Annotated in this window: 20 protein-coding genes; 6 read left to right on the top strand and 14 right to left on the bottom strand. The window is 41.8% G+C overall.

The window, feature by feature from the left end:
- Position 1 precedes the first annotated feature (1 nt).
- The 6 genes from nudC to PAARA_RS20175 all read right to left on the bottom strand — a co-directional run bounded on the left by nudC (position 2) and on the right by PAARA_RS20175 (position 6,125).
- Positions 2–919: an NAD(+) diphosphatase gene (gene nudC / locus PAARA_RS20200; RefSeq protein WP_062570765.1), complete on the bottom strand. Its 918-nt coding sequence runs from the start codon at positions 917–919 to the stop codon at positions 2–4.
- Between the two features lie 113 nt (positions 920–1,032).
- A complete protein-coding gene (gene nagB / locus PAARA_RS20195; RefSeq protein ID WP_062570764.1) occupies positions 1,033–1,827 on the bottom strand; it encodes a glucosamine-6-phosphate deaminase in 795 nt (264 codons plus the stop codon).
- A gap of 203 nt (positions 1,828–2,030) precedes the next feature.
- Entirely contained in the window at positions 2,031–3,161 is a 1,131-nt protein-coding gene (nagX, locus tag PAARA_RS20190; protein ID WP_062570763.1) for a transmembrane glucosamine N-acetyltransferase NagX, read from the bottom strand.
- Positions 3,162–3,221: 60 nt separating this feature from the next.
- Positions 3,222–4,334, bottom strand: a complete 1,113-nt coding sequence (gene nagA / locus PAARA_RS20185) for an N-acetylglucosamine-6-phosphate deacetylase (RefSeq protein ID WP_062570762.1) — start codon at positions 4,332–4,334, stop codon at positions 3,222–3,224.
- On the bottom strand, positions 4,334–5,248 hold the full coding sequence (nagK, locus tag PAARA_RS20180) for an N-acetylglucosamine kinase (protein ID WP_062570761.1): 915 nt from the start codon (positions 5,246–5,248) through the stop codon (positions 4,334–4,336). Before nagK ends, nagA begins: the two co-directional genes overlap by 1 nt.
- Positions 5,249–5,621: 373 nt before the next feature.
- A complete protein-coding gene (locus PAARA_RS20175) occupies positions 5,622–6,125 on the bottom strand; it encodes a LabA-like NYN domain-containing protein (protein WP_062570760.1) in 504 nt (167 codons plus the stop codon).
- 153 nt (positions 6,126–6,278) lie between these two features.
- Here PAARA_RS20175 and PAARA_RS20170 point away from each other — a divergent pair, with 153 nt between their 5' ends.
- Together PAARA_RS20170 and PAARA_RS20165 are read left to right on the top strand one after the other, a co-directional pair.
- The gene (locus PAARA_RS20170; RefSeq protein ID WP_062570759.1) at positions 6,279–6,896 is read left to right on the top strand and encodes a hypothetical protein; all 618 of its coding nucleotides are present in this window, start codon (positions 6,279–6,281) and stop codon (positions 6,894–6,896) included.
- Entirely contained in the window at positions 6,893–7,642 is a 750-nt protein-coding gene (locus PAARA_RS20165) for a DUF3307 domain-containing protein (protein WP_062570758.1), read from the top strand. The genes PAARA_RS20170 and PAARA_RS20165 overlap by 4 nt, the downstream gene beginning before the upstream one ends.
- Before the next feature lies 1 nt (position 7,643).
- Here PAARA_RS20165 and PAARA_RS20160 read toward each other — a convergent pair whose 3' ends face one another.
- The 5 genes from PAARA_RS20160 to dapB all read right to left on the bottom strand — a co-directional run bounded on the left by PAARA_RS20160 (position 7,644) and on the right by dapB (position 14,711).
- On the bottom strand, positions 7,644–8,687 hold the full coding sequence (locus PAARA_RS20160; RefSeq protein WP_062570757.1) for a S66 family peptidase: 1,044 nt from the start codon (positions 8,685–8,687) through the stop codon (positions 7,644–7,646).
- A gap of 119 nt (positions 8,688–8,806) precedes the next feature.
- On the bottom strand, positions 8,807–9,283 hold the full coding sequence (gene greA, locus PAARA_RS20155) for a transcription elongation factor GreA (RefSeq protein WP_062570756.1): 477 nt from the start codon (positions 9,281–9,283) through the stop codon (positions 8,807–8,809).
- Positions 9,284–9,334: 51 nt separating this feature from the next.
- Positions 9,335–12,553 carry a carbamoyl-phosphate synthase large subunit gene (gene carB / locus PAARA_RS20150; protein ID WP_062570755.1) on the bottom strand — a complete coding sequence of 1,073 codons (3,219 nt, stop codon included), beginning with the start codon at positions 12,551–12,553 and terminating at the stop codon, positions 9,335–9,337.
- Positions 12,554–12,569: 16 nt separating this feature from the next.
- The gene (gene carA / locus PAARA_RS20145) at positions 12,570–13,706 is read right to left on the bottom strand and encodes a glutamine-hydrolyzing carbamoyl-phosphate synthase small subunit (RefSeq protein WP_055020805.1); all 1,137 of its coding nucleotides are present in this window, start codon (positions 13,704–13,706) and stop codon (positions 12,570–12,572) included.
- A gap of 207 nt (positions 13,707–13,913) precedes the next feature.
- Positions 13,914–14,711 (bottom strand): 4-hydroxy-tetrahydrodipicolinate reductase, encoded by a 798-nt coding sequence (gene dapB, locus PAARA_RS20140; protein WP_062570754.1) that lies wholly within the window; start codon positions 14,709–14,711, stop codon positions 13,914–13,916.
- Between the two features lie 293 nt (positions 14,712–15,004).
- Between dapB and PAARA_RS20135 the strand changes: the two genes are divergently transcribed.
- Positions 15,005–16,318 (top strand): Na+/H+ antiporter NhaC family protein, encoded by a 1,314-nt coding sequence (locus tag PAARA_RS20135; RefSeq protein ID WP_062570753.1) that lies wholly within the window; start codon positions 15,005–15,007, stop codon positions 16,316–16,318.
- Between the two features lie 356 nt (positions 16,319–16,674).
- On the top strand, positions 16,675–17,457 hold the full coding sequence (locus PAARA_RS20130) for a hypothetical protein (protein WP_062570752.1): 783 nt from the start codon (positions 16,675–16,677) through the stop codon (positions 17,455–17,457).
- A 70-nt stretch (positions 17,458–17,527) separates the two neighbouring features.
- On the opposite strand, the gene PAARA_RS20125 is transcribed toward PAARA_RS20130, so the two are convergent.
- Positions 17,528–18,325 carry a M48 family metallopeptidase gene (locus PAARA_RS20125; RefSeq protein ID WP_062570751.1) on the bottom strand — a complete coding sequence of 266 codons (798 nt, stop codon included), beginning with the start codon at positions 18,323–18,325 and terminating at the stop codon, positions 17,528–17,530.
- Positions 18,326–18,517: 192 nt separating this feature from the next.
- On the opposite strand from PAARA_RS20125, the gene PAARA_RS20120 reads away from it, so the two are divergent.
- Entirely contained in the window at positions 18,518–19,708 is a 1,191-nt protein-coding gene (locus PAARA_RS20120; protein WP_062570811.1) for a Bcr/CflA family efflux MFS transporter, read from the top strand.
- Between the two features lie 88 nt (positions 19,709–19,796).
- Here the strand turns inward: PAARA_RS20120 and grpE are convergent, their stop codons facing one another.
- A complete protein-coding gene (gene grpE / locus PAARA_RS20115) occupies positions 19,797–20,405 on the bottom strand; it encodes a nucleotide exchange factor GrpE (protein WP_062570750.1) in 609 nt (202 codons plus the stop codon).
- 58 nt (positions 20,406–20,463) lie between these two features.
- Positions 20,464–21,408 carry an HrcA family transcriptional regulator gene (locus PAARA_RS20110; protein WP_157066246.1) on the bottom strand — a complete coding sequence of 315 codons (945 nt, stop codon included), beginning with the start codon at positions 21,406–21,408 and terminating at the stop codon, positions 20,464–20,466.
- Between the two features lie 122 nt (positions 21,409–21,530).
- On the opposite strand from PAARA_RS20110, the gene nadK reads away from it, so the two are divergent.
- Entirely contained in the window at positions 21,531–22,415 is an 885-nt protein-coding gene (gene nadK, locus PAARA_RS20105) for an NAD(+) kinase (RefSeq protein WP_062570748.1), read from the top strand.
- The last annotated feature ends 79 nt before the right edge of the window (positions 22,416–22,494 follow it).

The following is a 22,494-nucleotide window of genomic DNA, read 5'->3' as shown; positions in this document are numbered from 1 at the left end:
TTTACAGGTTGCGCCAATGCTCAACCAAGAATCGAGAAATAGAGTCTTGTCGGGTTAATTTTAGGTGACTGCCCTGTTCATGCCATTGGCCAAATTGATTAAGATCATCACGACTAAACCACCTAGCATCATCTAATTCATCTTTATCAACCTGAATGTCTTCTGACACTGCTGTTGCCATAAAACCGAACATGATTGAAGATGGAAAAGGCCAAGGTTGTGAAGCTATATACTGAATATCAGTGACAGCAATACCAGCTTCTTCCATGACTTCTCGGGCGACAGCTTGCTCGAGTGTTTCACCTGGGTCAACAAACCCCGCCAATGTTGAAAATACGCCCTCAGGCCAGCTTGCTTGACGACCGAGTAAACAGCGCTCAATCCCATCTGAAAAAGTTTTTTTCACTATCATAATGACGGCAGGATCAGTGCGAGGAAACGTTTGATGCTGACACGTTTGGTTCTCACATAGGCGAGAGTGCCCTGCTTCAACCATATTATTTTCATGGCCACATCGACCACAAAAACGATGGGTTGCATGCCAAAAACAAAGACCACGAGCAAGTGCAGCAATCGAGCCTTGCTTTAGTTCAACTTGAGGGCCTAACTTGCGTATATCAACAAACTCAGTACCATCAAGAACAGGGTCAATAAGTGAATCAGGCACATTGCTTACATCTAACGCAAAATGAGCAATTCCTTGCTCGTCAAGGCCAAGTAAAATACCTTTCGATAAATCAAGATGATCAACCTGAGATAGGCGTAAGTAACACACCTCAGGGCACCCTTTAACAAATAGACTCTGATTATTTTTAACAAGTAACCAGCGACTCTGAGAATTAATTTTCGCCTTTAGCCACTTAGGATCTTTTCGATGATTAGAGGCACGGTCCAGTGGCATTTGAGAGTAATTCAGCATGGCGTTCCTTTGAAATTATTTACCCCCTAAAACTACCATAAGCTGATGATAAACCCAATTTATAACAGGCATAAAAAAAGCCCAAATGGGCTTTTTTGCTCTCTCTCACAATTTTACAAGGTCGCTAGGTGCGCTTGTAGTTTTTGGTTCTCAGCTTCAATGTGCTGGTAGAACGCTAAATCTTCTAATTTACTTGCAGCTGCTTTATCAATGATAATGACAGCATCTTTATGCATTTGTAATGCAGAGGCTGGACACTTTGCCATGAGCGGACCTTCAACCATTGCCTGTACCGCATCAGCTTTACTTTCACCCGTCGCTAATAGCACTACTTTTTTGGCTTCTAAGATAGTCCCAATCCCCATAGTGATTGATAAATGCGGTTGATATTCGCCTTCGTCAAAGAATCGTGCGTTATCATCAATGGTTGCTTTGGTAAGTGTTTTTACCCGAGTGCGCGAGGTAAGACCTGAAGACGGCTCGTTAAAACCTATATGACCGTTACGGCCAATACCAAGTAATTGCACATCAACCCCTCCTGATGCTGCAATTTTTTGCTCATATTCATTGCACGCAACTAACGGGTTAATTGCATCTCCAGGCGGAACATGCGTGTTATCTTTGTTAATATCAACGTGATTAAATAATTGCTCATTCATAAAGTATCGATAACTTTGCGGATGCTCACCTGTAAGACCTAAGTATTCATCTAAATTAAATGTTGTCGCTTGGCTAAATGAAATATCACCCGCTTTATTTTTTGCGATAAGCTCTTGGTATAACGCAACAGGTGTTGAGCCAGTTGCCAAGCCAAGTACTGATGCTGGTTTTTTTATAAGTTGTTTAGCAAAGATGTTAGCCCCGTAGGCTGCCACTTGTGCGGCATCATCAAGAATGACTATTTGCATATTGATTAGCTCTAATTATAAATTGAAAAAAAATGGGATCTAAAACCCGACCCCACGTGCAATCGAATCGAGTTTTAGATCAAACCACTGCCAGGATACGGTACAGTAGTTATAACCATTATGACAACGCTGTCATTATCACTTTTCGATTTGACTTTGTAAAGTAAAAGTGAATAAAAAATAACGTTTTCAATCAGCGTTAACTAAACACTGACAAAGATTTTTCTACGGTACATCCAATGCAACACAAGCATTTGTACAGCAAGTAATGCTACCACGGCTATTAATGGCTGCCATAAATCAGGAACCGCGCGAATAACACCACCAAAAACACTTTGGCTTACATAACCCCAGTTCACTAAGCTCGAGGCTAGGTAGATAATGATCGAATTAGCACCTATAATAACAAATGGATACGCAACTCGCTGCCCTGGCAATATATCAACCAAAGCATAAAACACGGCTAATAAAATGGCGCTCCACCCTACGGTCACCAATACAAAAGAGCTCGTCCATAACTCTTTATTTACCGGAAACTGTAAATCCCAGAGCCAACCCAAGCTTACGCTAACAATGCCTGAAATAAATAACACACCAGACATTTTCCATTCACCAATTTGTTGTGCTCGTGCAATAAGCTGTCCTGCAAACACCCCCATAAGTGCGTTAACAATCGCTGGCACATTAGACAACACGCCTTCAGGGTCTACAACGCGATTTTGATAACTAATCCCTGGTAGTAAATACTTATCGAACCATGCATTCCAACTTCCAGCAGCAGATAAGTCTCCGGCACTGCCTCCTGGTACAGGCACAAAGCTAAGCAGTAACCAGTAGCCAAGTAAAATAGATACCGCTGTTATGACTTGGGTTCGTAAGCTTGTATGCCAAACCAACATGGCACAGAAAAACCACGCAATGGCTATTCGAGCTAATACACTGGCGTAGCGTATCTCATCAAACGCCATCGGCATGCCTGTACCCCAGCCGTGATTATATAAAATACCTAAAAAACAAAGCAGTAATAAGCGCTTAATAGCTTTGCGATAATAGACTTTACGCTCATCCCAACTTAAGTGATCAATGCGTTTTGGTGCAAGCCCCATCGCAACGCCAGATAGGAAAATAAATAGCGGGAATATTAAGTCGTAAAAAGTAAAACCGTGCCATTCACTGTGCACTGTATGTGCTTCAAATAGCTTCCAGCCTGTCCAGCCTGTTAGCACAAAAAGTGCTGCAAATATTGACTGACCACCTAAGATCCAAAACATATCCATGCCGCGTAATGCATCTAGAGAAGCTAAACGTTTTTTTGTAGGTTGTGTTGTTGTCATTTTATTACCTTTAATACAAAAAGCCCCGCGATACAACGGCGGGGTTTTTACAGGGAAGTTCTAAACTGCGTTACCTGCAATATAAGTTGCTTTTACATACTGATGCTCATCAAGTACAACAAAATCAGCATCGAAGCCATTTACCAGACGGCCCTTTTTGTTCAAACCAAGATATTGTGCAGGATACAAAGACGCCATTCTCAAGCTTTCAGCTAAACTCACATCCAATGTATTAACGGTATTGCGTACAGCACTTGCCATATCAAGCACACTGCCCGCAAGTTCGCCTGTTGTCGAATTTAAACGGTCACCGGTACGAATAACTTTTCGACCGTCAAAGAAATCAAACTCCATATCGTCAGTGCCCACAGGAGGCATTGCATCAGTTACTAACATAACTTTACCGCGTTGCTTAGTACGAATCGCTAATTTGGCTGACGATGGGTGAACATGATGACCATCAACAATTAAGCCACACCAGCTGTTATCATCCCAAAGGGCAGAGCCAACTACACCAGGCTCTCGCGAGGTAAATGCCGACATTGCATTAAATAAATGTGTAAAACCGTCAGCGCCTGCGGCCAATGCTTTATTAGTCGTTGCAAAATCAGCGTTAGTGTGGCCAATACTTACTTTCACGCCACATTCAACTAATCGCGTTATATCTTCTGATCTGACATTTTCAGGTGCCAGCGTCACCATTTTTATGCCCAAGTCTTGACGTGCATAGATCGCAAACTCTTGTTCTGAAATAGGCCTTATAAACTGTTCACTATGAGTACCTTTTTTAGGTAAGGATAAATGTGGGCCTTCAAAATGAATACCTAACACACCTGGCACTGCTTGGGCAATTGCCTCTGCCGTTGCATCAGCAGCTTGCGCCATCACCTCTACTTTATCAGTAATGAGAGTTGGCATTATCGCAGTTGAACCAAATCGACCATGCGCTTTCGCAATATTGTGCAAACATTGTGGGGTTTGCTCTGCATTAAAAAATGCACCACCACCACCATTTACTTGCACATCAATAAAACCAGGCACCACGAGCCCATCTAGCTTAACCGCATCGGTACTTGCTTCAGTTAAGGTGAATACCCCATTATCTACACTAAAATAACGATCGTTTAAAAATTCTTCGCCGGTAAATAGTGACTGAGCATGAAAAATCGTCATTAAATTGCTACCTCTTGGCTTTGTTCTAACACAGACTGTTGTGCGAAATATACCGCTCCCATTTCAGGTGGTTGAATTGGGTTTTCTACAAGCTTAGCGATATCAGGGTCTAGCCATTTATTTAACGGCTCTGCTAAACCACCTATCATAGACAAACGTGGTGGTTTGTTCTCTAATAAACGGTGTGCAAGTTTACTCACATACTCTGCACCGTCTTTAACAATAGCAAGTGCCACCGCATCTTGCTCATTTGCAGCATTAAACACATAGCGAGCAAGTTTTGCATAACTACTAGATGGTTGACCTGACATTTGCTCAACAATCGCCATTGCGTTATCAGCCGAGAAATGTTCAGTAATGACTTTGGTTAAACAGGTCTTTGAGCCTAACCCATCTAAATCCAACAGCGTTGCTTTTATCGCTTCAAGTCCCATCCAAGCACCGCTGCCTTTGTCACCTAATGCAAAACCATGGCCACCAAAATTGCTGGTTTGCCCATTCACACAAGAAAAGCCACATGAGCCCGTGCCTGTGATGATGACTGCACCGTCACTGCCTTCATGAGCGCCTATACAAGCCGTATGTAGGTCAGTCGTTAAAAACATTTGTTTGAACGGGTGCTCCCACTCCATAATTTTATCGTAAAGGCTCGGCAAGTTAACACCTGCAAGGCCTAAACCTGCATAGAGTTGGTGTACCGTCTCTAACGGTAACCCAGCATCACGCAACGCTAATTGAGTTGAGACCATTATAGATTCAAGTGTGCGCTCCAAACCATGTAGTGGATTTGCCGGACCGCCTAAGCCTGTCCCTAATACGCCATGTTTTACAGAGTAAATGGTTGCTCGGCACTTTGTTCCGCCACCATCGATACCAATAAACAATTGGTCCTCACTCACACTCTTCGCCATCATTTAACGACCCCTAACCTTCGTTTAGTTTTTGTATAAATCGCACTATTTTTTCTTATCAGAATGCGAAATCATCTCAACCCATGTTGATTTAATGTTACACAATAAATGACAGCGTTGTCATTACATTTTTCATAAAAATTCGTATAACTTTCATAATTATTTCTAATTTGTTGAATTAAAAAGCTTTATTAACAGAAAAGAAATTTGAAACAGACCTAGCAATTACTTGGTATGTCTTGTTCTTATTGTTTATTTGAATTAAAAGAGCCATTCCAAGCGCATATTACTGTAACTATGAACGAGTCTAGTTCATATTAGCTTAGCCGAAATAATACTTTAGTTAAACAATTTATTTAAATAGGAATATTTATTGCTATTCTCTGCGGTTATTAAGTAACAATCCGTCGTCGATACAGTAAAAATTCTCAGCCGCATTTTTTAGTACATCAGCAGTCAAGTGTTCTGCCCCATACACATCACAAGAAATTTGATAGTTGTGTGCTAGATGCCCTAATAACAATGCAAAGTCACCATCGCCAGACAGCAACACCATTTTGTCTACTTTACGTGCATTTTCAAGCATATCAATAGTAATACCTACATCCCAATCCCCTTTTGCACTGCCATCCCGGCGCTGAATAAATGGCTTAAGTTTTACCTCAAAGCCTATTGCTCGCAAAATATTTTGAAATTGTGATTGCTTTTCATCGCCACGATAAATTGCATAGGCAATAGCACTATCAATTGTATACAGCTCCTGCATCCTTGCCCAAAAGGCGTTGTAATCGAAGTTTTTTCCATAACTTTCTTTACAGGTGTAATAAATATTCTGTACGTCGACAAAAATAGCAATTCTCGGCTTTTCAATTGTTTGCATAATACACCTTGTATAATTTATATCTTGCTACTGGAGCACGACTTACTTGTAATTCACTCAAAAGTAACCTAAATTGGTTACATGAACAACAGTAACCAAATTTGGTTACATCTGGACAAGTAACTAGTTTTAGTTACAGTAAGAGGATGCGCTATGATAGCAGTGATCACTGGGGATTTAATTAAATCACAAAGAATCCCACAACAAGAATATGATGCAATGCTATACCAACTCGATCAAAGCTTACGTTTTATTACTCAACGCTTTGAAAGTAGTTTTAGTATTTATCGTGGTGATGCTTTGCAATTACAGCTACAAACACCTGAATCTGTCTGTCATGTAGCAATACTCTTATATTTACAAATGAAAGCAGCTAACTATGAATTACGTCAAAGTATGGCCATTGGCACAGTCGAGAATCCTCGCGCCGATATTAAAACAGCCACAGGAAGTGCGTATACGTTATCCGGTCAAGGCTTAGATAATATGACTCATCAGCTATTAACAATAAAAGTGGAAAATAATCATCTCAATGAAGGATTTTTACTCAATATTGCCTTCATAGAGGTATTGCTAGAAAAAATGAGCCAAAAACAAGCGAATGCTTTATTTAATTACCTTACAGCAAGCAATAATAGTCACGCAGAACTAGCAAAAGAGCTCAATACAAGCAGAGAAAATGTGACCAAATTACTAAACCTTGCTCAGTACCAATTAGTCGAACGTTTTATCAAGTACAGCCATACAATACTCAAAGGATTGATAGCATGAGCTTTACCTTATTACTTATCGCCCTATTTTTAGCGCACTTAGTTGCTGACTTTTATCTACAGCCAATGAGCTGGGTTAATGAGCGAAACAGCCGACACTTTCGCGCGACAAAACTGTATTTGCATGTTTTAACGCACGGCATTGTTTCGTTTATCATTTTAGCTCTTTGGGAGTTTAATTATGGCTGGAGTGAGCTTGCACGTGTTGTCTACGCAACACTGCTAATTATGCTTAGTCACTTCCTCATTGATTTAGCAAAATCCTATTCCAATAAAGGGGTCATTCCTTTTCTGCTTGATCAACTTGCACATAGTATTGTGCTGGTGATGCTAGCTGTGTGGTTAACCGATTATGATGAATTTTATGCGCTTATTTGGCAAAAACTGATTGCTATAGATACGCTTTTTGTTATCTGTGCTTACATACTCGTATTAAATCCAAGCTCAGTATTTATTCGCATGATGCTTGAAAAAATAACACAAGGCTTTGCTACATCTGGCAGCATCCCTGCGGCAGGCCACAGTATAGGCCTTTTAGAGCGAGGACTGATGTTAAGCTTTATACTTATGGGGGAATACGCAGGAGTAGGATTCCTACTCGCTGCAAAGTCAATTTTTCGCTTTGGTGATTTAAAAGCGAGCGAAGAAAAACAGCTCACTGAGTATGTCATGCTTGGCACTTTATTGAGCGTTTCTGTGACATTACTCATTGGTATGAGTACTGTTTATTTAGTTAAACTCTTTTGAGTTAACTTAACACCGTGTCTATTTGAACATTCGTCGCCATACCTTCACAAAGATCTGCGGTTATGGTGGCGAATGCACCATTGATCAACGCAAGGTTTGGTGCAACATGGCCAATATCAGCATCGGTCAAAACAGGGAATAAGTTACCTTGAAATGCTAACTCAATTGCCTGATATTCATCAAAGTAACAGTCGTTATTAATTGCTGGGCTACGGCCAAATATAACGGCATTGACATCAGTAAACACATCATTAAGTTTTAAAGATAATAAACACCGTGCTAACGCCATCGGACTCAGTTCTGCATTTTCTAAATAAAGAATTAATCCCTCCGGTGCATACTGCTTTTTAAACTCATGCAATGCATAGTAATTTGAAGGCAGTAATAAGCCTAGTGTGTCAATACAGCCGCCAATCAAACGACCTGATACTTCTATTTGTCGCTTATCTTTATAGTTAATACAACGCCATTGGCTTTCAGCTGTGTAGTTGAATTTCGCATCAGGTTTAGTTGCGTAATCAATCTGATCTTGCTGATAAAAAGGCGCAGCAAGTTGCTTAAAGGATGCTGTTTCTTCAAGACCCATGGCGGTAAATAAAGCCGCTAGGTGTGGATCTTTATCATCGGGATGAATCTGCATTAAATTGGCACCATGCAGTGTAGCCCAGCCACATCGCGTAGTGAGTGCGCAAGCAAACGTACTGATATCGGAAAAACCGACTAACCACTTAGGTTTTGCGTTACTGATAGCGCTAAAATCTAACAAAGGTAAAATCTCCATGGTGAGATCCCCTCCCCAAGGCGGCATAATCGCAGCAATCGAGTCATCGGTTAAAAACTGCATCAATTCGGCCGCACGCTCCTTTGCACTATTGTGTTGTTGACGTAAGCAGTCTCCTTCAACAACATTAAAACCCTTCGCACTTAACCCTTCGAGTACAACATCTAATCTTTTATGATATGCCTTATCGACACCAGAAGAAAAAGCACAAATGGCGATGCTATCGCCTAAAGATAGCGCTTTAGGATATTGAATTTTCACCACTATTACCTCTTCTTGTAAAGAACCTAGCAGCCAACGTACCGAATAATATACCAGAAGTAAACAGGCATAAAAAAACCGCAGTATAAAACTGCGGTTTTCATCAATGCTTGGTTAAGCTACTAAATATACTCAACTTCAATGATTTCGTACTCTACTTCACCATTTGGCGTTTTAATGGTAACGGCATCATCGACCTCTTTACCAATTAAACCACGCGCGATTGGCGAATTAACAGAGATCAAGTTGTTTTTGATATCTGCTTCATCATCACCCACAATTTGGTATTTAACCTCAGCGTCAGTGTCAACATTAACGATAGTCACTGTCGTACCAAAAATAACTTTACCAGTTTTTGGCATCTTAGTTACATCGATGATTTGTACATTTGAAAGCTTTGCTTCAATTTCTTGAATACGGCCTTCGCAAAAACCTTGTTGCTCACGAGCAGCATGGTATTCTGCGTTTTCCTTCAAATCACCGTGCTCACGTGCTTCAGCGATATCAGCAACGATTTTAGGACGGGTAACTGTTTTTAATTCGTTAAGTTCTTCGCGCAGTAATGCTGCACCACGAACCGTCATCGGAATTGATTGCATATTATTCTCACTTAATCCCAAGGGCGATTGCCTCGCCCTTGGCACATTTCCTTAGTTCATTCGCTGATGTAGTTCCTGAACTGACGTCACCTTGCTACGGTCGTCTGCTTGGTTTGCAGTACAGTTAGCAAATGCCGCGTTCAGTGTCGTTGTGTAGTTAGTTTTGTGCTGTAACGCACCACGACGTAACACCTTCGAATCTTCAATCGCTTGGCGACCTTCAGTAGTGTTTACAATGTAGCTGTATTCACCATTTTTAATTCTATCAAGAATATGAGGACGGCCTTCGTATACTTTGTTCACGCGACGAACTGCAATACCCGCTTCTTCTAGCGCTTTTGCAGTGCCACCCGTTGCATCTAGCTCAAAACCTAAAGCAGTCATGGTTTTAGCTAATTCAACAATACGTGGTTTGTCACTGTTGCGTACCGATAGTAACGCGCGACCACCGCGTGGTAAAGTGTTGCTTGCACCTAATTGTGCTTTAGCGAATGCTTCGGCGAAAGTTTCACCAACACCCATTACCTCACCCGTTGAGCGCATTTCTGGGCCACGGATTGGGTCAACACCTTGGAACTTAGCAAATGGCAGAACCACTTCTTTTACGCTGTAGTAAGGAGGAATTACTTCTTTTGTAATACCTTGGCTTGCCAGCGACTGGCCCGCCATACAACGTGCCGCAACTTTTGCAAGTGCGATACCTGTCGCTTTTGAAACGAACGGTACTGTACGCGCAGCACGCGGGTTTACTTCGATTAAGTAAACTTTACCGTCTTTCACAGCAAACTGCGTATTCATCAGGCCGACTACGCCAAGCTCTAGTGCCATATCAGTCACTTGCTTACGCATTATGTCTTGTACTTCAGCAGTTAGTGAGTGAGCTGGTAATGAACACGCTGAGTCACCTGAGTGAACACCGGCTTGTTCGATATGCTCCATGATACCACCGATAATTACTTGCTCACCGTCACAGATAGCGTCAACGTCAACTTCGATTGCGTTATCTAAGAAGTGGTCAAGTAGTACTGGCGCTTCATTTGACGCGGATACTGCTTCAGTCATGTAACGACGTAAATCGTCTTCATCGTAAACCACTTCCATCGCACGACCGCCTAGTACGTACGAAGGACGTACAACCAGTGGGAAGCCAATTTCAGCAGACTTAACAATCGCTTCTTCTAAAGAAGTAACCGTTGCATTCTCTGGTTGAAGAAGGTTTAAACGCTCAACAAGCTGTTGGAAACGCTCACGGTCTTCTGCACGGTCGATTGCATCTGGTGAAGTACCAATAACTGGCACGCCATTCGCTTCAAGCTCACGAGCAAGTTTCAGTGGTGTTTGACCACCGTACTGAACGATAACACCTTTTGGCTTTTCAACACGTACGATTTCTAATACATCTTCTAGCGTGATTGGCTCGAAGAATAAACGATCTGATGTGTCGTAGTCAGTTGAAACTGTTTCAGGGTTACAGTTAACCATAATTGTTTCATAGCCGTCTTCACGTAAAGCTAATGCTGCGTGAACACAACAGTAATCGAATTCGATACCTTGACCGATACGGTTAGGGCCACCACCGATTACCATGATTTTATCTTTGTCAGATGGATTCGCTTCACACTCTTCATCGTAAGATGAGTACATGTAAGCTGTATCTGAACTAAACTCTGCAGCACACGTATCAACGCGCTTGTATACTGGCACGATATCTAACTGATGACGCTTCTTACGAATTTCTGCTTCAGAAACACCGGCAATTTCTGCGATACGCGCATCAGCAAATCCTTTACGCTTAAGCTTACGTAAGAACTCAGCATTTAAACCAGCCATACCTACTTCGCTGATTGTTGCTTCGTCTTTTAAGATGTCTTCGATTTGCACTAGATACCAAGGATCAATCTTCGTTAGTTCGAAAACGTCTTCAACGCTCATACCGTGACGCATTGCATCAGCAACATACCAAATACGCTCAGCACCTGGCTCACGTAATTCACGGATGATTTTTTCTTTTGCTTTCGGATCATCAAGAGCAACAATTGGGTTAAAGCCCGTTGCGCCAACTTCAAGACCTCGTAATGCTTTATGCAGAGACTCTTGTTGGTTACGACCAATCGCCATAACCTCACCCACAGACTTCATCTGTGTTGTTAGACGGTCGTTTGAACCTGCGAATTTTTCGAAGTTAAAACGTGGGATCTTAGTAACAACGTAGTCAATTGACGGCTCGAAAGACGCTGGTGTTTTACCGCCAGTGATGTCGTTTTGTAGCTCGTCAAGCGTGTAGCCTACAGCTAGTTTCGCTGCGATTTTCGCAATTGGGAAACCCGTTGCTTTTGATGCGAGTGCAGATGAACGCGATACACGAGGGTTCATCTCGATGATAACCATACGGCCATCAACTGGATTCACACCAAACTGTACGTTTGAGCCACCTGTTTCAACACCGATTTCACGAAGTACCGCCATCGATGCATTACGCATGATTTGGTATTCTTTATCAGTCAGAGTTTGCGCTGGTGCAACCGTGATTGAGTCACCCGTGTGAACACCCATAGGGTCAAAGTTTTCGATAGAACATACGATGATACAGTTGTCGTTTTTGTCACGAACAACCTCCATTTCGTATTCTTTCCAACCGATTAATGATTCATCGATTAAAAGTTCATTTGTTGGTGATAAGTCTAAACCACGCTCACAAATTTCATCAAATTCTTCTTGGTTGTATGCAACACCACCACCGGTACCACCCATAGTGAATGATGGACGAATGATACATGGGAAACCGATGCGGCTCAGCACGTCATGCGCTTCTTCCATTGAGTGAGCGATTTCTGCACGCGGACACTCAAGGCCAATGTTTTTCATTGCTACGTCAAAACGCTCACGGTTTTCAGCTTTATCGATTGCATCAGCAGTTGCACCGATTAACTCAACACCGTGTTTTGCCAGTACGCCGTGCTTATCTAAATCAAGCGCACAGTTCAATGCTGTTTGACCACCCATAGTAGGCAGTACTGCATCAGGCTTTTCTTTTTCAATGATTTTCTCTACCACTTCCCAGTGAATTGGCTCGATGTACGTCGCATCCGCCATTTCAGGGTCAGTCATGATAGTTGCAGGATTCGAGTTGACAAGAATTACTCGAAAGCCTTCTTCTCGTAGTGCTTTACACGCTTGTGCACCAGAGTAGTCAAATTCACAAGCTTGACCGATTACGATCGGGCCTGCGCCTAAGATAAGAATGCTTTTTATGTCGGTACGTTTTGGCATTGTTACTCCGGTTAAATTAGTTAGAACGTGCTTGCATCAAATCGATGAAGTGGTCAAATAATGGTGCCGCATCATGTGGGCCAGGGCTTGCTTCAGGGTGACCTTGGAAGCTAAATGCAGGCTTATCTGTGCGGTGAATACCTTGTAGCGTGCCATCGAATAATGAAACGTGAGTTGCACGTAAATTCGCTGGTAATGTTGCTTCGTCAGCTGCGAAACCGTGGTTTTGCGCTGTGATCATCACAACATTGCGGTCAAGGTCTTTAACTGGGTGGTTACCACCGTGGTGACCAAACTTCATTTTCACCGTTTGTGCACCTGAGGCAAGTGCAAGTAATTGGTGACCTAAACAGATACCAAAGATTGGCGTGTCTGTTTCTAGGAAAGTTTTGATTGCTTCAATCGCGTAAGTACACGGCTCAGGGTCGCCTGGGCCATTTGATAAGAAGATACCGTCTGGGTTTAATGCCAGTACGTCTTCTGCAGATGTTTGTGCAGGAACGACGGTTAATTTACAACCACGGTCAACTAACATACGTAAGATGTTACGTTTAACACCGAAGTCATAAGCAACAACGTGGAACTTCTCGTCTGCTGCTTCTAGCGTTTTAAAGCCTGAACCTAACGTCCAGCTTGATTCGCGCCACTCAAAATTTTCCTTGGTTGAGACAACTTTTGCTAAATCCATGCCTTTTAAGCCTGGGAAGGCTTGCGCAGCTTCAAGCGCTTTATTCTCATCTAACTCGTCGCCTGCAATGATACAACCATTTTGAGCGCCTTTATCACGTAAGATACGTGTTAATTTACGAGTGTCGATGTCAGCAATACCTAAGATATTGCGTTCTTTTAAGTAATCACTTAACGATTGCTCGTTACGGAAATTACTTGCTAGCAGTGGCAAATCACGGATCACTAGGCCTTTAGCCCAGATTTGACCCGCTTCTTCGTCTTCGCTGTTAGTACCCGTATTACCGATATGTGGGTACGTCAAAGTTACGATTTGTTCCGCGTATGAAGGGTCAGTCAAAATTTCTTGATAACCAGTCATAGACGTATTGAATACTACTTCACCGACTGACATGCCGTCAGCGCCGATTGCAGTACCGCGAAACACTGTGCCGTCTTCTAGGACTAACAGAGCGGATTTAGTCAAGTTAACCTCCTAACAGTAAAAAACGGGAGTAAAGTCATTTGCTCTACTGCCCGTTTAAAGCGATTGGAAACACGCATTTATGAATTTTTGGCAAATTGGCGCTATTCTACAGTAAATTAGCTTTTAGATCTAACCTTAATTAATAAAATAGTGAAAATAAGCGTTATTAACGAAAAATTCACTGAAACTGCCAAAAAAGAAACTAAACTACTTCAAGTCAAGCACATCTTGCATGTCATAAAGTCCAGCTGGTTTATTTTTCAACCAGCCCGCAGCTCTTACTGCACCTAACGCGAAGGTCATTCTTGAACTTGCTTTATGAGTTAATTCTAGCCTTTCGCCAGAAGTTGCGAAATATGCGGTGTGTTCACCTACTATATCTCCACCCCTCATGACCGAATAACCGATTTCATTTTGCGATTTTGCGTGTTCGTCATCGTTTCTATCAAAACGCGCGACTTCTTCGTGCTGCCAGCCTTTTGCCTCGGCAATCGCTTCACCAATTGCCAATGCAGTCCCTGATGGCGCATCGATTTTGTGGCGATGATGAGCCTCAAATATTTCGATATCCATGTCATCGCCAAACTTCACAGCCGCAGTCTGCACTAAGTTAAGCAGTAAATTCACACCTACGCTATAGTTGCGAGCAAAAACAATCGGAATGTGCTTCGCCGCTTCATTTAGGGCGTCAATGTCATCTTGATTAAGTCCCGTGGTACCTATGACCATGGCGATATTTTTTTCGAGCGCTGTTTTTAGGTGGTTGCGCATTCCTGCTGGTAAAGTGAAATCAATCAATACATCAGCATCTTTTACGTCTGTTTCTTTACTAAATAATACATCCACTGATGCAGCGCTGTTTAATTGATTAACCGCTATATCTATAAGTGGCGAAGTATTACGCACGTACGCGCCGGTTAATGTTGCGTCATCTTTTTTTGAGACGGCTTCTAAAAGTGCAAGTCCCATGCGGCCATTTGCGCCAAATACACCTATGCGGTTCATATAATTACCTTATCTATTCTTCTTAGCTGGCTGGATTTTATCGAAAACTCATGTAATAGTCAGGTTAGCTTATAAAAAATACAGAGCTAATTTTAGATTTTATTAAATAACAACAATAATAACAGATAGTCTTTGCATTTAGCCATCTATACATTTAAACTTCTTCCTTTGCGCCGATTTGGTCTTTGGCTTGCGGGCGCTGTTGCACAGCATTGTCTTTTCATAATGCGGGCAACTAAATACAGCTAAAAGAAGTATTTGGCTGTGTTATTGGTTATCTAACGAGGAATATGATGCAGCCATCATTTAATAAAACAAAAGCAAAACTGTCTTTGCTGCCGCTTTTGGTGTTTGTCGGCTTATTTTTAGGCGCTGGCTTATACTTACAATCTCAAGGTGTCGATTACGCCTTCTATCAATTGCCTGCTCCAGTGGCTATTTTACCTGCCATCATGCTGGCATTTATTTTAAATAAAAATACCATCAACCACAGTGTTGAAACATTTATTAAAGGTGCTGGCCATAGCAACATCATCACTATGTGTTTGATTTATCTGCTTGCCGGTGCGTTTTCTGCCGTTGCCGGTGCAACCGGTGGTGTCGATGCAGTTGTTAATGCAGGCTTATCACTTATTCCACCTGCTTTATTACTCCCTGGGTTATTTTTAATTGCTGCGGTTGTATCGACTGCGATGGGTACTTCAATGGGGACTATCGGTGCCATTGGCCCGATTGCTTATGCAGTTGCGCAAAAAACGGGGATTGATCCATCACTGATGGCTGGTACGATTGTATCGGGTGCCATGTTTGGTGATAACTTATCAATCATCTCTGACACAACCATTGCTGCAACCCGCACGCAAGGCTGTGAAATGAAAGATAAATTCCGTGAGAACTTAAAAATCGCCTTACCCGCTGCGGCATTAACTATCGGTTTATTATTCTTCTTAACGCCTGCTGCAGAAGCTGTAGAGACGCAAGACTTCGACATTTTATTAGTGTTACCTTATGCCTTTATCTTAGTGCTAGCAGTTATGGGCTTTAATGTCTTTGTGGTGCTGTTTAGCGGTATTATCTTCGCTGCACTCATGGGCTTTACTGGCAGCTATGAAGGTGCAAGTTTTGTTAAAGATATCTATAAAGGCTTCACAGATATGCAGGAAATTTTCTTGCTATCGATGTTTATTGGTGGTCTTTCTGAGTTTATCCGCATTAATGGTGGCCTTGATTACATTGCTAACAAAATTCAAGCAATCACTAAAATCATTGCAAAGTGGCACCGTAAAGTTGCGGATCAATTAGGGATTGCTGCTCTCGTTATGACTAGTAACTTATGTATTGCCAATAATACAGTATCAATCATTGTAGCAGGCCCGATTGCTAAAAAATTAGCGGATGATGGCGACATTACAGGAAAGCGCTCAGCTAGCTTACTTGATATTTTTGCTTGCGTAACACAAGGTTCGCTACCGTATGGCGCACAAGCGCTTTTACTCGGCGCTACTTTCAAAATTAGCCCATGGCAAGTATCTACCTCATCTTACTACTGCTTTATTCTTGCTTTCACTGCGATAGCAGTCATTTGCTTACGCCGAAATAAAGCATAAATTAAATAAATTTTTCTCTCGATACGCCCAAATATGGGCGTATCTGCTATAATCCTCTTGTATATACCCAAACCACCTCAAAGTGCGAGTTTCAGTTGGAATTAAAAGCGATTTAGGCAAGGCATTGATTGCAAGTAATAGTGGTTCTATTGTTAAAATCAATAACGCAGTATAAGTCGCTTTTAAACCAACCCTTTGGGCGCTTCACAGGCACTCACTCTCATCGTTGTTACTTCTTAAAAGGGACTGCCATTCTTGCAAAGTAACGCCTTGATATTAAGCGCCTGTGAAACGCTGAATTCTGCATCTTGAGGTGGCTTGGGTATATAACCCCTTTACACCATCAATATTGAGATATGAACTTGAAAAAGATCCTTTCTGTTGCTGCGCTTTGTGCAGTAAGTACTTCGAGCTATGCCGCTAATTGGAGCTCTACACAATTACACATTAATAACGGCGATCAAAAAAACCCGTTCACACTAGCCGAATCAAATACCACTGTGGTATCGCTACAGCATGCATCAGGCTATGACTACGGCGATAACTTCTTTTTTATCGACTACAGTGATGATGGCTTACAAGACGGCTATCAAGATAAAGATTTTTATGGTGAGTGGTATTCAACCTTCAGTTTATCAAAAATATCAGGTAGTGACTTTTCCTCTGGCGCAATCAGTGATGTGGGTTTAACGGCAGGTTTTAACGCTGCAGGTGACTCAAAAGTTCTAAAGTATTTACCTGGTGTAAAACTTAGCTGGCAAGCACCTGGGTTTAGTTTTTTATCTACTTTGTTTACCGCTTACATTGATGACAGTGAAGGCGTAGCGCGTGGTGGTGCACCGACTGAAACAAACAGTTGGATGATTGATGTTGCATGGGGCTACCCATTCACTATCGGCTCACAAAAGTTCAACGTAACGGGCCATGTTGAATACATTGCTGAGCGTGAAAATGAATTTGGCGAAGACGTTAAAGCGTGGATATTAGCACAGCCAATCATCACGTGGGATTTAGGTCATGCAATGAGCATGAAAGAAAACACCCTACTGCTGGGCCTTGAGTGGCAATACTGGCACAACAAGTTAGGTACAAATACAACTGAATCAGTCCCACAGCTGCACGTTGAGTGGACGTTTTAATTAGCTAGCAATTACAGAATAACAAAAGCCTGCTGTAATCATTAACAGCAGGCTTTTTTAATTATTTCGATTACAGTTTACACTGAGGAGTTTTGCCTTTTGCTCTAGCCGTTTGTTGGGCTTTTAACGCATCTGGCATATGCTTTTGCAACTCTTTAATACGGTTACCAGGAGACGGGTGAGTCGACATAAACTCTGGTGTACCACTGCCCCCTGCTGCACTCATGTTTTGCCATAAAGATACCGACTGCTCAGGGTTAAAGCCCGCTTCTGCCATTAAATCTAAGCCAACAATATCCGCCTCTGATTCATGTGAGCGACTAAATGGTAGTACCACACCGTATTGCGCTCCTAATCCCAAGGCTTGCATGATTTCACCTCGATACTGCACATTACCCATATCAAGTGCTGCGCCACCGACTTGCAGGCCCGTTTGTAAGAGAGAGTTTTGCGATACACGTTCATTTGAGTGCTCAGCGATAACGTGCGCGACTTCGTGGCCAAGTACCGTCGCTAATTGATCTTGATTAGTTGCGACTTTTAATAAACCGGTATGCACACCTATGTAACCCCCTGGTAATGCAAATGCATTTGCAGAGTCCTCTTCAAATACAACCACCTCCCATGACTGGTTAGCATATTCTTGAGGTAGCACCGCAATAACATCATTGGCAATACATTTCACGTAATTATTTACACGAGGATCGGAGTTAATCGGCTGTGTTTTTTTCATTTCTGCAAAGCTTGCTTGACCCATTTGACTCATTTGCTGGTCTGAATAAAGTGCAATTTGCGTACGTCCCGTTGGAGATGTTTTACAGCCAGCTAAAATAGTCGTAGCGAGCACTGCCATAACTAACTTTTTCATACTAATCCTTCAAATACTTAGTGTAATTTAGATTAATATAGCAAAGCATTGCTTAATTTTATATGAAAATGAACAATCACCCACTCAGTTGTTATTATTTAGTTAATTCTTTTACTTAGCAGGCAAACTAAGTTCACCCCTGCGTTCGACGCTGCTACAATAGTGACCTATTAAATGATTAATGAGTATGCAATGCCTTCCCCTGACTCGATAAATAAACGCATTTTATTACCTTTACTCGCAAGTATTGTTGCTATTACACCACTGGCGATAGATTTGTATTTACCTGCAATGCTTGTTATTGCTAACGATTTACAGACCACGATGCCAAATGTGCAGATATCTCTGAGTATCTATTTGGCAGGCTATGCTTTAGGTATGTTATTTTTTGGGCCTATTGCAGATGAGCTGGGCAGGCGGCTACTTGCAAAAGTGGGGTTAGTGCTATTTGGAATAACATCATTGGCCTTAGCTTTTTGTGATGATATTGAGTTGTTTTGGACGCTCAGAGCCATACAAGCATTTACAGGTGCAGCTGCAACAGTGGTTGTTCCTGGTATTATTCGCCATATCTACCGTGAGCATACAGCCAAAGGTATGTCGTATGTTTCAATGATCATGATGGTTGCACCACTTATCGCACCAACCTTGGGTTCTTTGATCATGGGAATTTCAACGTGGCAAGTGATTTTTATTGCTTTAGCGTCATACAGCTTTGCGATTTTAGCCTTAGTACAAGTATACTTAATAGATATCCCCATTTTTAAAAGTCAACAACGTGGTTTTGCACTATTTTTTAATAGTTATAAAACCGTGTTTTCACGTAAAAGTGCATTAGCAGATATTGCCAGCTCGATGTTTGCTTCGTTTGCGTTCTTCTGCTTTTTAACATCAGTGCCTTATGTCTATCTCGATTTTTTTAACGTTGATGAGCAGCTATTCGGTGTGCTGTTTGCGTTTAATGTCTTAGCATTAATGTTTGGTAACTTTATGAATACCCGTTTGGTACCACGCTTAGGTTCTCGTAAGCTATTATTTATCGGCCTTGGTATTGGTTTTGTTTCTGGTGGGGCATTGCTGTTATTCAGTGTGATGCATTTATCACTTTACTTTATCGTTGCGGCAATAGCGCCACTAATGATGAGTTTAGGTATTGTAGCAAGTAATGCAGACTCATTAATATTGATGCAATTTGAAGAAAAGTCAGGTACGGCAACGGCGGTGATTGGTACACTTCGATTTGGCAGTGGTGCTTTAGTCGGCCCTATCCTTGCGTTTGTTCATCCACAAAGTGCCATTCCATTTTCTGCGATGATGTTCAGTGCACTGATACTTATCTTACTCGTACAGCTGTGGCACAGAAAACGATACCAATCGACTTAAATATTTAATCATTCTAGGAGCTAAATGGTTGGTAACTTATCAAAAAAAATGCCTGTGATTAACAGGCATTTTTTATATATTTTAAAGCTTATTCAGCTTCTTTCGATACCATCACCATCGCAGGGCGAAGTAAACGACCGTTTAGTGTGTAACCTTTTTGCATCACAGCTAATACCGTATTAGGTGCAACATCGTTACTTGGCTGGATTGACATCGCTTGATGGAACTCTGGGTTAAATTGCTCGCCCTGTGGGTTGACAATTTCAACACCAAACTTAGCAACTGCGTCATTAAAGCTCTTAACTGTCATCTCAATGCCTTCAAGTACAGGCTTAAGCTCTTCATTTTCTTTATCAGAAAATTCAATTGCACGCTCTAAATTATCAATCACTGGAAGTAACTCATTAGCAAACTTCTCTAGTGCAAATTTATGTGCTTTTTCTACATCTTGAGCAGCGCGACGACGCATGTTCTCAACGTCTGCGGCAGCACGTACAACACTGTCTTTTTGATCATTAATAGTCTGTTTTGCAGCTTCAAGTTCACTATGCAGTAATGCAATTTCTGCTTCAGGGCTCATTTCTTCGCCTTCCATTTGCTCTGCTGCTTCTACAGCTGCATCAACGTCCGCTTGCATCTGTTCAAATTCTTCGTTTAATTCAACTTCTTGCTCTGGTGATTTTGTCTGCTCTGACATAGCTTAAATGCTCCAATTCTTTACAACTGCGGTAATTATGGGGATAGAATCAAAAGATTCAAGAGGCACGTGACCCGATTGACTTAAATTCTTGGATGATTGCTTCAATTTGTGCTGATTTTGGACAAATAACACAAAATCTACTTTGATATTGTTGGTTATTAAAGTACGGCACACTTAATACCATTAACTCATCACAGTCAGTGAAAGGTAATTGCTCGGTATTTAATACCGATAAGCCATTTCTGAACGCCAGCTTATCTTCAACATAGTCCAAAAACGAGACCCCGATGTTTAAGCTCGTTTGGCAATCAACTTGACGATATAAATAATTTTCCCCGACCACTATGCTGTTATCAGAACCGAGCTTCTGACTCAACTCTCGCGTCCATTGCGTTAAAGAGTCATGGCAGTTATGGGGAGCGGTATTCGCCATCGCTTGCATACGATACAAACCTTCCATAAGCGTTTGTTGACTAAACACCGTATTCAACCAAGTAGCAAATTGGTAGCGAACCGTATCGCTGGCATCTTGTGGCTTAGAAATGCATATATTGTTACTTTGTCCTGCACGGTCTATTAATAGAATAAGCCAATTAGAGCCGTCAAAATCTAACACTTCAACTCGAAATACTAACTGCGAACTGACCTGAGGTAACCCAACACAACAGCACACTTTGTAACGCTGACTTAAACCATGTGCAAGCTCAACTAACTGAGATTGTTCAGGCTGCCAATATGCTGCCACTTCTGACAATGCAAAAAACTCCGACAACCAGTAATCGAAGCCCGCATTCGTTGGCACCCGACCTGCCGATGTGTGAGGAGAATAAAGTAACCCTTCTTTTTCGAGTCTCGACATTGCATTTCGTATCGTTGCAGAACACACTGCCATGCCTTTTTGTTTTGCAATGCGCGTAGATGCTACCGGTTGGCCTTCACCATTACAGTAGAGGCTCATCACAGCTGAAAAAATTTGTTGGTCGCGAGGGTTTAATTTCATAAATTCATACATCTTATCTCTTGCCAGTTAATATCTGGGCATAGCATGTTTATTTCAAGGTATTTTCAAAGCTTTAATTTTTAATGTACTCTATCCGTATGACATCGCTAAGTGCACACAATATGGATTCTCCGTTCAAAACTATCGGCTTAATCGGCAAGCCAAACCACTCAGGTGCAGCCAACACACTACAACGCCTTCATACTTTTTTGCTCGCATTAGGTTTTGAAGTGCTTGTTGAACAACGTACAGGAAGACAACTTGAAGATGTGCCCAGTGAGCAATTAGTCAAGCTAGTCGATTTAGGCGAACGGGCAGATTTAGCCATTGTAGTAGGTGGTGATGGAAATATGCTGGGTGCGGCAAGAGTTTTAGCACGCTTTGATGTTGCTGTTATTGGCGTTAACCGTGGCAATTTAGGCTTTCTAACAGACCTCAACCCAGAAGGCTTTGAAGCCAGCTTAGAACAAGTTCTTAGTGGGCAATATATTGAAGAAAAACGCTTTCTGTTAGAAGTAGAAGTGTATCGCCACGCTGAGTTAAAAAGCGCGAATTCAGCCGTAAACGAAGCGGTGCTTCATGCTGATAAAGTCGCTCATATGATAGAGTTTGAGGCCTTTATTAATAACGATTTCGTTTTTTCACAGCGTTCAGATGGTTTAATCGTGTCAACCCCTACTGGATCGACGGCATACTCTCTTTCTGGAGGCGGGCCAATTTTAACCCCTGAGCTGAACGCAATATCACTTGTGCCTATGTTTCCTCATACTCTTTCAAGTCGCCCTTTGGTTGTTGATGCCGATAACGAAGTGCGTTTGAAACTGAGCCTTGAAAACACAGACAGTTTACAAGTTAGTTGTGACAGTCATGTGGTGCTGGCAGTATTACCTGGTGATGAAGTGGTGATAAAAAAAGCAGATAAACGTTTACGGCTAATCCACCCTAAAGACTATTCTTACTACAATGTTCTGAGAAAAAAACTGAATTGGGGAAGTCGGTTATTTTAAAACACATTTTTTGCTTTAAATAATTGCCAAGTCAAAGTGATTAGCGCAAAATATTCAGACTTAAAGCTGTAATTATTTA

Origin of the sequence: Pseudoalteromonas arabiensis, assembly GCF_001550155.1 — a bacterium.
GTDB lineage: Bacteria > Pseudomonadota > Gammaproteobacteria > Enterobacterales > Alteromonadaceae > Pseudoalteromonas > Pseudoalteromonas arabiensis.
Note: the sequence above shows the minus strand (reverse complement) of the source record. Positions and strands in the feature narration are given on the sequence as shown.

Coding starts and splice junctions, on each gene's coding strand:
- nudC (WP_062570765.1), bottom strand. CDS start 919: ATGCTGAATTACTCTCAAATGCCACTGGACCGTGCCTCTAATCATCGA.
- nagB (WP_062570764.1), bottom strand. CDS start 1,827: ATGCAAATAGTCATTCTTGATGATGCCGCACAAGTGGCAGCCTACGGG.
- nagX (WP_062570763.1), bottom strand. CDS start 3,161: ATGACAACAACACAACCTACAAAAAAACGTTTAGCTTCTCTAGATGCA.
- nagA (WP_062570762.1), bottom strand. CDS start 4,334: ATGACGATTTTTCATGCTCAGTCACTATTTACCGGCGAAGAATTTTTA.
- nagK (WP_062570761.1), bottom strand. CDS start 5,248: ATGATGGCGAAGAGTGTGAGTGAGGACCAATTGTTTATTGGTATCGAT.
- PAARA_RS20175 (WP_062570760.1), bottom strand. CDS start 6,125: ATGCAAACAATTGAAAAGCCGAGAATTGCTATTTTTGTCGACGTACAG.
- PAARA_RS20170 (WP_062570759.1), top strand. CDS start 6,279: ATGATAGCAGTGATCACTGGGGATTTAATTAAATCACAAAGAATCCCA.
- PAARA_RS20165 (WP_062570758.1), top strand. CDS start 6,893: ATGAGCTTTACCTTATTACTTATCGCCCTATTTTTAGCGCACTTAGTT.
- greA (WP_062570756.1), bottom strand. CDS start 9,283: ATGCAATCAATTCCGATGACGGTTCGTGGTGCAGCATTACTGCGCGAA.
- carB (WP_062570755.1), bottom strand. CDS start 12,553: ATGCCAAAACGTACCGACATAAAAAGCATTCTTATCTTAGGCGCAGGC.
- dapB (WP_062570754.1), bottom strand. CDS start 14,711: ATGAACCGCATAGGTGTATTTGGCGCAAATGGCCGCATGGGACTTGCA.
- PAARA_RS20135 (WP_062570753.1), top strand. CDS start 15,005: ATGCAGCCATCATTTAATAAAACAAAAGCAAAACTGTCTTTGCTGCCG.
- PAARA_RS20130 (WP_062570752.1), top strand. CDS start 16,675: ATGAACTTGAAAAAGATCCTTTCTGTTGCTGCGCTTTGTGCAGTAAGT.
- PAARA_RS20125 (WP_062570751.1), bottom strand. CDS start 18,325: ATGAAAAAGTTAGTTATGGCAGTGCTCGCTACGACTATTTTAGCTGGC.
- PAARA_RS20120 (WP_062570811.1), top strand. CDS start 18,518: ATGCCTTCCCCTGACTCGATAAATAAACGCATTTTATTACCTTTACTC.
- grpE (WP_062570750.1), bottom strand. CDS start 20,405: ATGTCAGAGCAGACAAAATCACCAGAGCAAGAAGTTGAATTAAACGAA.
- PAARA_RS20110 (WP_157066246.1), bottom strand. CDS start 21,408: ATGAAATTAAACCCTCGCGACCAACAAATTTTTTCAGCTGTGATGAGC.
- nadK (WP_062570748.1), top strand. CDS start 21,531: ATGGATTCTCCGTTCAAAACTATCGGCTTAATCGGCAAGCCAAACCAC.